Here is an 11,286-nt window from a genome sequence, read left to right on the forward strand (position 1 = left end):
CCTTACCCGCTCATGCTGAGGTGAGACCGAGTAGCTCCGCAGGAGCGTATCGAGGGCTCGTATCGAAGTACGGCTCCCAGTGCACGTCCTTCGATACGGGCTCTCGACAAGCTCGATCCCTACTCAGGATGAGCGGAGGAGTGGGTCGATCTAAGATCATCCTGCTCTAATCATCGGGGGCGGCCTCCGTCGCCTGTCCCGCCTCCAGCCACGCATCGAGCGGATAGGCATCGGACGCGCGTGTTTCGGCGCGCATGCTGTGCCTCATGATCTCCAGCGCCCAGCGGCAACGCTCCGGCTCGTGCGCGACCACCGTATCTTCGGGCACCCACAGCGCATAATCGCGCATATGCGCGTCGGCGGCGGTGAAGAGCACGCAGATATCGGCGGCGAGCCCCGTCAGGATCAGCCGGCTGACGCCCAGCTTGGGCAGCAATACGGGCAGGTTGGTCGAATAGAAGCCCGAGAATTGCGGCTTGATGATGAAATAATCGCGGGCGTCGGGCTTCAGCAGCGTCGCGATCTCACGGCCCCGGCTGCCCTCTTCGGCGGCGCGTTCGTACAACCGCGACGCTTCCGAATGCCATTCGCCGAAATTGTCGTTGACGTAGATCACCGGCACGTCGGCGCGCGCCGCCGCCTCGCGCAACGCGGCGATGCGCCCCGCCGCTCGCGCCAATTCGGGGAGCAACGCCTCGGCGCCGGAAAAATCGAACGGGCTGATCATGTCGATGATCAGCAGCGCGGTTCCGCCGCGCTCGGCATCGCGGAAGGGCGCGCGCGGCGTGTCGCCGGGCTCGGCGCTCATCCGTCGCTGTCGCGCTCGATATCGGCGCCGACGGCGGAGAGCTTCTCCTCCAGCCGTTCGTAGCCGCGATCGAGGTGATAGATGCGCAGCACCTCCGTCTCGCCCGTCGCCGCCAGCCCCGCGAGCACGAGGCTCATCGAAGCGCGCAGGTCGGTCGCCATCACCGGCGCGCCGACCAGCCCCTTCACGCCGCGCACGATCGCGGTACGCCCGCGCACCTCGATGTCGGCGCCCATGCGGGTAAGCTCGGGGACATGCATATAGCGATTTTCGAAGATCGTCTCGGTCAACACGCTCGCGCCATCGGCGAGCGCCAGCATCGCCATGAACTGCGCCTGCATGTCGGTGGGAAAGGCCGGGAACGGCGCGGTCGATAGCGACAGCGCGCGGATCGGGCCATCGGCGGCGACGCGCAGGCCGCCCGCCTCGTCGGTAACCGTGAGCCCCGCCTCGACCAGCCCCGCGATGATCGCGCCCATATCCTCGGCCCTCGCGCCTTCGAGCAGCAGGTCGCCGCCGGTGATCGCCGCAGCACAGGCATAGCTGCCCGCCTCGATACGATCGGGCATCACGCGATAATCGGCGCCGTGCAGCGCGGCCTTGCCCTGGACGAGCAGGCTTTCGGTGCCGATCCCTTCGATCTCCGCGCCCATCGCGACGAGGCAGCGGCAGAGATCGCTGATCTCGGGCTCGCGCGCGGCATTTTCGATCAGCGTTTCGCCGGCGGCGAGCACGGCGGCCATCAGCACATTCTCGGTCGCGCCGACCGAGACGATCGGGAAGGTCACGCGCCCGCCCCTGAGGCCGCCGCGCGGCGCGACCGCCTTCACATAGCCGGCGGCAAGCTCGATCTCCGCGCCCAGCGCCTCCAGCGCCTTGAGGTGGAGATCGATCGGGCGGTTGCCGATCGCGCAGCCGCCGGGCAGCGACACCGTCGCCTCCCCCGCGCGCGCCAGCAGCGGCCCGAGCACGAGGATCGAGGCGCGCATCTTGCGGACGATGTCATAGGGCGCGAGCGTCGAGACGATCGCCTCGGCCTGAAGCGTCATCGCGCGATCGATGCCGCCCGCCGCCTTGGCGCCGGCTATCGTGGTCGAGACGCCGAGCCCGTTGAGCAGATGGCCGAAACTGTCGACGTCGGCGAGGCGCGGCAGGTTGGAAAGCGTCAGCCTGCCATCGGTGAGCAAGGCGCACGGCAGCAGCGTAAGCGCGGCATTCTTGGCGCCGGAGATGGGAACCGTGCCCGAAAGGCGGCGGCCGCCGCGAATGATGATCCGATCCATCAGCGTGCTTTAGGCACTGGTGGCGCTGGCGTCATCCGCAATGGGATGGTTTCCTCCCCGTGCCGGGGAGGGACGCCGGTGCTCAGGCCTTTTCCATCGTGCACTGGAGCGGATGCTGGTTCTGCTTGGCGAAATCCATCACCTGGCTCACCTTGGTCTCGGCAACCTCGTAGGTGAAGATGCCGCAGACGCCGACGCCCTTCTGATGGACGTGCAGCATCACCCGCGTCGCATCCTCGATGCTCATCCGGAAGAAGCGCTGGAGGCAGAGGACGACGAATTCCATCGGGGTATAATCGTCGTTGAGCATCAGCACCTTATACGGCGCGGGCTGCTTGGTGCGCGTGCGGGTGCGCGTCGCGACGCCGGTGTTGGCGTCGTCGCCATCGCCATCGTTGCGACGAACAGCCATCACGGCTTCCAGGGCGGGAGCATCGATCATCGGGCGCGGAGTCTCGGCTAAAAAGCTCAAGAAAGCATAAGTCTGCGCGCGCCCGACCGCAAGGCCGCGAATATGCGAAAAGGCGGCCGCCCCCCGGACAGCCGCCCTTCCCGATCCCGCCGCGCGAAGCGGCGAGCCCCCCCCAACTCAGAGGCTGACGGTCTTGATCTTCTCGGCTGCGGCCGAATAGCGGTTCGACAGCGGCTGCACGACATCGCCGGCGAGACGCAGCATCGATTCGCTGAGCTTCGAAGCCTCGGCCACCGCGCTTTCGAGCGACGCTTTTGCGAAATCGGACTGGATCTGGAAAAGCTCCGTCGGCGAGCGCACCGAAGTGAAGCTCTTCAGCACCGCCATCGCGCTTTCGAAGCTCTTCTTGCCATATTCGGCGGCTTCCTGGCCCAGCGTCTCGCTGCCCTTGGCCGCGATCTTGGCGGAGGCGACGACGGCCTCGACATTGCCCTTGGCGAGCTCGACCATCTCCTCGCCCATCTTGCTGCTCTTCTCGAACGCGGCCTTGAGGCGCTCGTTCATGTCGCCGAATACGGCCTGCGCCTTTTCGATCGAGGGAGTTTCTATCGTCGCCATCGTCTGGATTTCCTCTGTTGAAGCGGCGCTGGCCGCTGCTGCCTTCACGTCGCTGACAACAGCCGGCGACGTCACGGCTTCCATCATTTCCGCCGCTTGCGCGGTGGCGGCGCCGGCCGCCGGAACGGCGGTGGCGCGCGGCTTGCGCTTCGGCTGGCTGGTCTGCTTGATTTCCGACACACGCCCTCCTTGCTGCAACGCACAATAATCCAAAGCAATCCAATTGCCAAGTGGTTTTTGTGCATCGCAGCATTTCAGGCCGCAAGTTGATCCTCGTCCGGATTGCGGTAGAGCGAGCGGATGGAGGTCGGCGCGGCGATCGATGAAACCGGGCTGCTGCTTCGCGAAGGCGGCGCCTTCTATCTCAGCCGCGACATGGGGGGCCGATACCTGCTCAGCCTGCGCCGCGTTCCCGTCGATGGGGTCCACAAGCAGGTGCGCGTGATCGGCCACTATGCCGGCGGCGACCTGATCGAGGTGGACGGCATTCAGACGGTTACGGGCGCGACGAAACTCTCGTCACCCCGGCCTTGAGCCGGGGTGACGTCCAGCTTGGACAGCCTTTAGACTAGGCGCTCCCTCGCGAAGCATCGAGCCGAATCAGGCCTGCTCGGTCAGGCCAAGCAGCGCCTCCAGCGCCGACAGCAACGGCTGCTGGCTGGGCAGCATAACCGCGCGGGCCTCGACCGGGCGCATCCAGCGGACCCGATCGACTTCGGGAAAGCTCCGCATCGTCCCGCTGTTCGGCGGCCATTCGAGTTCGAACATGGTGCTGACCAAGGTCGCGGGATCGAGCGCCTGCTCGATAGCGAAAGCGACGACCTCCTTGCCGCCCGCCTGCCGCACCATGCCCAGCGGCAGCAGCGGCCCTTCGAGCGCGACGCCGAGCTCCTCCCGCACCTCGCGCCGCGCCGCTGCCTCGCTATCCTCGCCCGGCTCGATCTGGCCCTTGGGGATCTGCCACGCGCCGATATCCTTGTTGCGCCAGAACGGGCCGCCGGGATGGACGAGCAGCACGCGCACGCCATCGGCGTCCCGGAGATACAGCATCACGCCCGCGCTACGCTTCGCCACAATTACCCACCAACCGGATCATTCGCCGGGGCGGTAACGGCGCTCGACATGCCCCGAAAGCTCGTCGGGGTAGAAATAGACGGGCTGGAGCTTGCCGCCGGCGTAGGCGTCGGCCTGATCGCTGAAGTGGGGCGAGGCGATATCGCCGCTCTCGCCGCCCGCCGTCACCGCCCAGGCGCGGACGCGCGGGCCGAATTCCACCACCGCGACGAAGCTGTTGCCGCTGGTGCCGTAATAGCGGCTGGTGTTCGGATAGCTCTTCGCGCCGAACGAGGCGAGCGAGCCCCAGGAGGCGGAGGTGAAGGGCACGGGGATGCTGGGGCGGCGATCGTCGAAATGCGGCTGGATCGAATCGTCGAGCCGCTGGAAGCGGTTGATCGTGCCCCACGCCACGCGCCAGCTCCCGAAGCCTCTGGCAAGCGTGTCGATCGCCGTGCTTAGTGCCGCCAGCCGCGCATCGGGGGTCGCGCGCGCCGCCATATAATCGGTGACCGGCATATGCGCCTCGCGCGCGGCGGGGCCGAGCGTGCGCGCCAGCGTATCGCCCCACATTACCGCAAGCGCGGTGGGCTCGGAGGTCGCGCTCCAGCGATAGTCCCAGCCCTTGAGCAGCGCGATCGGCGCGGCGAGCCGGGCGCGTCGCGGATCGCCGCTGGGCAGCGCATCGAAATCGGCGGCGAGCCTCGGAATCAGCAGCGCGAAGGCCGGGAGATAGCTGTCATAGGCCGCCGCCATCAGCTTGGGCGCGGTCCAGCCGCTCTTGCCGGTGAGCAGCAGATCGGCATGCACCCCGCGCGGGTTTTCGCCCGCCTGATCCATGTAGCGCGGGAAGCTCTCGCGTTTGGGGCTGTCGACGCCCGCCGCGGTCCACGGCCAGTTGTTGGTGTTCTTGGCCCAGCCCACCGACGGATTGATCGCCTGCGGCAGGCTCGCGAGGCTGTGCAGCCCCTTCCAGTCGGTCGCGGGATCGCTGCCGTCGACGGGCCGGGTATAATCGAAGCGATCGTCGCGCAGCGGCACGAACTGCGGATGGAGATAGGCGATCTCGCCCTTGGCGTCGGCGAGCAACGTATCGTTCGAGCTGTTGGCCTGGAGCGCGGCGACCTTGAGGTAGGAGGCGAGATCGCGCGTCTTGGTACGCAGGAAGCTCTGCTCCAGCGCGGGCACGGGCTTCCACATCAGGCTGGTCGCGAGCCATTTCTCGCCGCTCTTGGCGACGATCGGGCCATGGTGGGTGCGGTAGGTAGCGACCTGCTTCACCGCCATCGTGCCATCCGCCTGGCGATAGCGCAGCGTGATCGGCACGACGCGCACCGGGCGCAGCGCGCTGCCGTAGCGATAGAAGAATTTGTCGTCCTGACGCACGATCGTCTCGGTGAACGTATCGATGCTGTCGGCGCCCGTGCTGGTGTGCATCCAGCCGATGCTCGGATTGAAGCCCTGATAGATGAAGAACTGCCCCCAGGTGGAGGCGCCATAGGCATTGAGGCCCTCCCCGCTCGTCATCTGGAGCACCGAGCGGAAGTAGAAGCTGGTGTGCGGATTGATGAGCAGCAAAGCGCGGCCGTCAGCGCTGTTTTTGGCCGAGATCGCGATACCGTTCGATCCGCGCGGCTCGCGCTGGGCGAGCCCTTTCTCCTCGTCGCTCAGCGCCAGCGTCTTGCCGCCGTAGAAAGATGCGAGATCGGGCACGGAGATCCTTTCGATGTCGCCGCCGATGCTGCCTTCGGTGAAGGACAGCGCCATCCACGGCTCGAAGCGCGTCAGCACTTTCGGATGCACCGCCGGGTGCGTCGCGAGATAGAAATTGAGGCCGTCCGCCCAGGCGTCCATCAGCTTGCGCAGCCAGGCCGGGCTCGATCGGTAACGCGCCTGCAGATCGGCGGGATCGACGAACAGGCGCTGGCGGAGATCGTCCCAGACCGCGCTCTCCCCCTCCGCCTCGGCGGTGCGACCGAGCGCGGTGAGGTAATTGGCCTCGACGCGCGCGAAATCATCCTCCGCCTGCGCGTAGATCGCGCCGAACACCGCATCGGCGTCGGTTCTGCCGGTGACGTGGGCGATGCCCCAGGTGTCGCGGACGATCGCGATGCGCGCGGCCTCGGCCCGCCATCGCGCCTGCTCGGCGGGAGCGGAGTGAGCCGCCGGCGCGGTCGTCAAAAGCAAGGCGGCAGCGAAGCGCAGCATGGTTTCTCCCCGTCCTCCCAGCGGAGGCTGGGATCCATGGCTCTTCCCACCCGCAGCGGCGCTGGCATCGAGAGGCATGGGCCCCAGCCTAAGCCGGGGCGACAGGGAGGCAAGGGGCAACGCGATGTGGAGGGTCATCGGGTGAAAAGCAGCGCACAGTTCGAAACGGGAGGCTGTCCCCCTCAAGCCGAAACGTCACCCCGGCCTTGAGCCGGGGTCCCGCTTCTTCTTCAGCGTCGGCCAAGCAGCGGGACCCCGGCTCAAGGCCGGGGTGACGAGAGCTTAACGTCGACAGGACGGATTCTAGCTCCGCTTGCGATCGCGGAAGCGCTTCGCCCAGCCGGGCCGCTCTTCCTGAATGCCGCGCGCGACCGCTAGCGCATCGGCGGCGACGTCGCGCGTCACCACCGATCCCGCCGCGACGATCGCCCCCGCGCCGATCGTCACCGGCGCGACAAGCGCGCTGTTCGATCCGATGAACGCGCGCGCGCCGATCGTGGTGCGATATTTGCCGAAGCCGTCGTAATTGCAGGTGATCGTGCCCGCGCCGATGTTGCTGCCCGCACCGATATCGGCATCGCCGATGTAGCTCAAATGGTTGGCCTTGGCGCCCTCCCCCAGCCTCGCCTGCTTGATCTCGACGAAATTGCCGACATGCGCGCCCGCGCCGATCTCCGCGCCGGGCCGCAGCCGCGCATAAGGCCCGACGATCGCGCCGCGCGCCACGCTGGCGCCCTCGATATGGCTGAACGCGTGGAGAGTCACACCGTCGGCGATCGCGACGCCGGGGCCGAAGACGACATTCTGCCCGATCGTCACGTCACGGCCGATCGCGGTGTCGGCGGCGAACCACACCGTCTCCGGCGCGATCAGCGTCGCGCCGTCGGCCATCGCGCGCGCGCGCCGCTTGCGCTGCCACGCGGCCTCGACCTCGGCGAGTTCGGCGCGGCTGTTGACGCCCGCGACCTCCTCGGCGTCGGTCTCGATCACCGCCGACGCGCGACCGTCGCCGGCGGCGAGCATCACGACATCAGGCAGATAATATTCGCCCGCCGCATTGGCGTTGCCCACCCGTTCCAGCAGCGGCCAGAGATCGGCGGCGCGCGCCGCCATCAGCCCCGAATTGCACAGGTCGAGCGCGCGCTCCTCGGCGGTCGCATCATGATATTCGACCATCTTCACGATGCGATCGCCATCCGCGACGATCCGCCCGTAGCGGAGCGCATCGGCGGGGCGGAACCCAAGCACGACGATCGCGGGCCGATCGGGCGCCTCCAGCCGATCGATCATCCGCGCCATCGTCTCCGGCGACACCAGCGGCACATCGCCATAGAGGATCAGGATATTGCCGGCGAACCCCGCGAGCTCCTCCCTCGCCTGGAGCACCGCATGCGCGGTGCCGAGCTGCTCGGCCTGAAGCGCCACGGTCAGGCCGAGCGGTGCCGCGAACGCCTCGACCTGCTCGCGCCGCGCGCCCGCGACCACCACGCTGCGTTCGGCGCCCAGCCGCCCCACCGCATCGATCAGGTGGCCGAGCATCGGCCGCCCGGCGATCGGATGCAGCACCTTATGGAGATCGGATTTCATCCGCGTGCCCTGCCCTGCGGCAAGGATGACGGCGGCGAGCGGCGCGGGATCGGTCATGATGCCGGCACTTTGCCACGTTCCGCTTGCACGGGCCATATCGCAGGCCCCAAGGGCGGCGCATGGCCGATTTTCCCTTCGACGTGGTGGCGTTCGATCTCGACGGCACGCTCGCCGATACCGCGCCGGACCTGACCGCCGCGCTCAACCATGCGCTGGCCCAGCTCGGCTATCCGCCGGTTCCCGCGCCCGACGTGCGCCACATGGTCGGGCATGGCGCGCGCGCGCTGCTGCGCAAGGGCCTGGCGGCGGCGGGGGTGGCGGACGATCGCGAGGTGGATCGCGGCTTCCCGATCTTCCTGGAGCATTACGAGGCGCATATCGCCGACGGCAGCCGCCCCTTCCCCGGATGCGAGGCGGCGCTCGACGCGCTGGCGGCGCGCGGGGTGGCGCTGGCGATCTGCACCAACAAGATCGAGCGGCTGGCGCGCCGGTTTGTCGAAGCGATCGGCTGGACGAGTCGCTTTCCCGTCATCATCGGCGGCGATAGCTGCGGGGTGAGCAAGCCCGATCCAAGGCCGCTGATCGAGGCGATCGCGCGTTCGGGTGGCGGCCGCGCGGCGTTCGTCGGCGATTCGATCACCGATACCGATACCGCGCGCGCCGCCGGCGTGCCGTGCGTGGCACTGACCTTCGGCTTCCACGATCGCCCTCCCGAGCAGCTCGGCGCGGACATGCTGATCGATCATTTCGATGCGCTGGTCCCGGCGCTGGAGCGGCTGGGCTGACCATGGCGCGCAAGCCGAACCAGGACTCACGCGATATCGCCGCATTGCTCGACGCCTTCGACATGCCGCTGCTGCTGATCGACGGCCTGACCGTGGAGCGCGCCAATCCGCCCGCGCAGAGCCTGTTCGGCGCCTATATCATCGGCGAGGACGTAAGGCTGGCGATCCGCCACCCCGATGCCGCGACACTGCTGAGCGGGACGGAGGACGGCGGCGCCTCGCTCGGCGGGCTCGGCGATCCCGAGCGGCGGTGGGAGATGGAGGTGCGCGCGCTTTCGCCTGGGCGGCGGCTCGTCCGCCTGATCGATCACAGCCAGGCCGCCGCCGCCGAGCGGATGCGCACCGATTTCGTCGCCAACGCCAGCCACGAGCTGCGCACCCCGCTGGCGACGCTGATCGGCTTCATCGAGACTTTGGAGGAGGCGAACGGCCCCCACGAAGCCGAAATCCGCAAGCGCTTCCTCGGCATCATGGGCGGGGAGGCGCGACGGATGCAGCGGCTGATCGACGATCTGATGTCGCTGTCGCGCGTCGAGGTCGATCGCTTCGTCCGGCCGCGCGAGGCGATCGACCTGGTCGGCGCGATCCGCGCCGCCTGCGCCGAGATCGAGCCCGGCGGCGGCGGCGCGCGCATCCGGCTGACGCTGCCCGATGCGCCGCTGATCACCCGCGCCGACCCCGCGCAAATCTCGCAACTCGTCCACAATATCGTCGGCAATGCCTTGAAATACGGACGCGATGGCAGCGCCGTCCACGCGACGCTCCACGCCGAGCAGGGCAGCGCGCTGTTGACGATCGAGGATCAGGGCGAGGGCATCGGACGCGATCACCTGCCCCGGCTGACCGAGCGCTTCTACCGCGTCGATCCGGGCCGGAGCCGCGCGGTGGGGGGCACGGGGCTCGGGCTGGCGATCGTCAAGCATATCGTCGAGCGGCATCGCGGGCGGCTGGATATCGCCAGCACGCCGGGCGTCGGGACGTGCGTGACGGTGGCGCTGCCCCTCGAAGACGAAATCCTGTAACAAAGCTGTCTTGCTTGGGCGTTACGCGGCGGCGCTACGGGAGACAGCATGGCGACCGGACATATCGCGAGGGCGTTCGATCACGAATTGGCCGAAATGCGCGCGCTCATCGCCGAGATGGGTGGCCTGGCGGAAGCCGCGATCGACGGCGCGGTGGCGGCGCTGACCCGCCGCGATATCGAGGCCGCCGCCCGGATCGTCGAGGGCGACCGCAGGATCGACGCGCTGGAGGCCGATATCGAGCGCCGCGCGGTTCGCCTGATCGCGCTGCGCGCGCCGGCCGCCGACGATCTGCGCGAGGTGCTCGCCGCGCTCAAGATCGCCGGCGTCGTCGAACGGATGGGCGATTATGCCAAGAATATCGGCAAGCGCGTTCCGCTGCTTACCGAATCGCGCGGCATCGAGCCCTTGGCGATCCTGCCCGCGATGGGGCGCGCGACCTCCGAGATCGTCCACGCCGCGCTCGATGCCTTCGCCGCGCGCGATGCCGCAGCCGCCGAGCGCGTCTGCCGCAGCGATGCGCAGATCGACGATTTCTACAACAGCCTGTTCCGCGCGCTGCTGACCTATATGATGGAAAACCCCCATCATATCACCGCTTCGGCGCATCTGCTGTTCATCGCCAAGAATCTCGAGCGGATCGGCGATCATGCCACCAACGTCGCCGAGATGGTCTATTTCGCGGCGACCGGCGAGCAGATGGGCGAGCGCACGCGGGGAACCGACATGCTTTCCGCCGAGGCCTGAAGATGACGAACGCCCAGATCCTGCTGGTGGAAGACGATGCCGCGCTGGCCGAGCTGATCGCCTGGCACGTCGAGCGCGAAGGCTATGGCATCGAACAGACCGGCGACGGCGAGGAGGCACTGCTGCGCGTCGCCGAATCGCACTTCGATCTCGTGCTGCTCGACTGGATGATCGAGGGGCTTTCGGGGATCGAGGTCTGCCGCCGGCTGCGGCGGATGCCCGAAACGCGCGGCACGCCGATCATCATGCTCACCGCGCGCGGCGAGGAGGAGGATCGCATCCGCGGGCTCACCACCGGCGCCGACGATTATATCACCAAGCCCTTCTCGCCGCGCGAGCTGGTCGCGCGGATCGCGGCGGTGCTGCGGCGGACGCGCCCCGCGGTGAACAGCGAGCGGCTGCAATATGAAGGGCTGGAGATGGATCTGGCCGAGCATCGCGTGCGCCGCGACGGCCAGGCGGTGCCGCTCGGGCCGACCGAATATCGCCTGCTGCGCTATTTCCTCGAACATCCCGGGCGCGTCTTCTCGCGCGAGCGCCTGCTCGACAGCGTCTGGGGACAGGATAGCGAGATCGAGCTGCGCACCGTCGACGTCCACATCCGCCGCCTGCGCAAGGCGATCAACCTCGGCGAGCGCCCCGACCTGATCCGCACGGTCCGCTCCGCCGGCTATGCGCTCGACGGCGAGGGCGTGGCCTAGGGTCTGTCCTGTTCAAGCTGAAACGTCACCCCGGCCTTGAGCCGGGGTCCCGCTTCTTCCTC

The 11,286-nt window shown here is 68.1% G+C and carries 12 protein-coding genes; 5 read left to right on the forward strand and 7 right to left on the reverse strand.

Translation table 11 applies throughout. The features are described 5' to 3' along the window. Positions 1 to 166 precede the first annotated feature (166 nt). The 4 genes from HUU94_RS05175 to HUU94_RS05190 form a co-directional block, all read right to left on the reverse strand. Entirely contained in the window at positions 167 to 808 is a 642-nt protein-coding gene (locus tag HUU94_RS05175) for a cysteine hydrolase family protein (RefSeq protein ID WP_174274036.1), read from the reverse strand. After that, positions 805 to 2,091 carry a UDP-N-acetylglucosamine 1-carboxyvinyltransferase gene (murA, locus tag HUU94_RS05180; protein WP_174274037.1) on the reverse strand — a complete coding sequence of 429 codons (1,287 nt, stop codon included), beginning with the start codon at positions 2,089 to 2,091 and terminating at the stop codon, positions 805 to 807. Before murA ends, HUU94_RS05175 begins: the two co-directional genes overlap by 4 nt. A gap of 82 nt (positions 2,092 to 2,173) precedes the next feature. Further along, the gene (gene clpS, locus HUU94_RS05185) at positions 2,174 to 2,503 is read right to left on the reverse strand and encodes an ATP-dependent Clp protease adapter ClpS (protein ID WP_174274038.1); all 330 of its coding nucleotides are present in this window, start codon (positions 2,501 to 2,503) and stop codon (positions 2,174 to 2,176) included. Between the two features lie 177 nt (positions 2,504 to 2,680). Continuing rightward, positions 2,681 to 3,301 carry a phasin family protein gene (locus HUU94_RS05190; protein WP_254601975.1) on the reverse strand — a complete coding sequence of 207 codons (621 nt, stop codon included), beginning with the start codon at positions 3,299 to 3,301 and terminating at the stop codon, positions 2,681 to 2,683. Between the two features lie 120 nt (positions 3,302 to 3,421). On the opposite strand from HUU94_RS05190, the gene HUU94_RS05195 reads away from it, so the two are divergent. Further along, a complete protein-coding gene (locus tag HUU94_RS05195; RefSeq protein WP_174274039.1) occupies positions 3,422 to 3,655 on the forward strand; it encodes a DUF5818 domain-containing protein in 234 nt (77 codons plus the stop codon). Between the two features lie 66 nt (positions 3,656 to 3,721). Here HUU94_RS05195 and HUU94_RS05200 read toward each other — a convergent pair whose 3' ends face one another. From HUU94_RS05200 to glmU, 3 genes are all read right to left on the reverse strand, one after another. Then, positions 3,722 to 4,195, reverse strand: coding sequence for an NUDIX domain-containing protein (locus tag HUU94_RS05200; protein ID WP_174274040.1), 474 nt, complete (start codon positions 4,193 to 4,195; stop codon positions 3,722 to 3,724). 18 nt (positions 4,196 to 4,213) lie between these two features. Then, entirely contained in the window at positions 4,214 to 6,382 is a 2,169-nt protein-coding gene (locus HUU94_RS05205) for a penicillin acylase family protein (RefSeq protein WP_174274041.1), read from the reverse strand. A 303-nt stretch (positions 6,383 to 6,685) separates the two neighbouring features. Beyond that, positions 6,686 to 8,026: a bifunctional UDP-N-acetylglucosamine diphosphorylase/glucosamine-1-phosphate N-acetyltransferase GlmU gene (glmU, locus tag HUU94_RS05210; protein WP_174274042.1), complete on the reverse strand. Its 1,341-nt coding sequence runs from the start codon at positions 8,024 to 8,026 to the stop codon at positions 6,686 to 6,688. Between the two features lie 62 nt (positions 8,027 to 8,088). Between glmU and gph the strand changes: the two genes are divergently transcribed. The 4 genes from gph to phoB are packed head-to-tail and all read left to right on the forward strand — an operon-like array spanning position 8,089 to position 11,224. Further along, on the forward strand, positions 8,089 to 8,754 hold the full coding sequence (gene gph / locus HUU94_RS05215) for a phosphoglycolate phosphatase (RefSeq protein ID WP_174274043.1): 666 nt from the start codon (positions 8,089 to 8,091) through the stop codon (positions 8,752 to 8,754). 2 nt (positions 8,755 to 8,756) lie between these two features. Next, positions 8,757 to 9,776, forward strand: coding sequence for a sensor histidine kinase (locus tag HUU94_RS05220; protein ID WP_174274044.1), 1,020 nt, complete (start codon positions 8,757 to 8,759; stop codon positions 9,774 to 9,776). Between the two features lie 48 nt (positions 9,777 to 9,824). Continuing rightward, positions 9,825 to 10,523: a phosphate signaling complex protein PhoU gene (gene phoU, locus HUU94_RS05225; RefSeq protein WP_174274045.1), complete on the forward strand. Its 699-nt coding sequence runs from the start codon at positions 9,825 to 9,827 to the stop codon at positions 10,521 to 10,523. A 2-nt stretch (positions 10,524 to 10,525) separates the two neighbouring features. Then, positions 10,526 to 11,224 carry a phosphate regulon transcriptional regulator PhoB gene (gene phoB / locus HUU94_RS05230; protein WP_174274046.1) on the forward strand — a complete coding sequence of 233 codons (699 nt, stop codon included), beginning with the start codon at positions 10,526 to 10,528 and terminating at the stop codon, positions 11,222 to 11,224. Positions 11,225 to 11,286 lie beyond the last annotated feature (62 nt).

The organism is Sphingomonas bacterium, from assembly GCF_903644055.1.
GTDB lineage: Bacteria > Pseudomonadota > Alphaproteobacteria > Sphingomonadales > Sphingomonadaceae > Sphingomonas_I.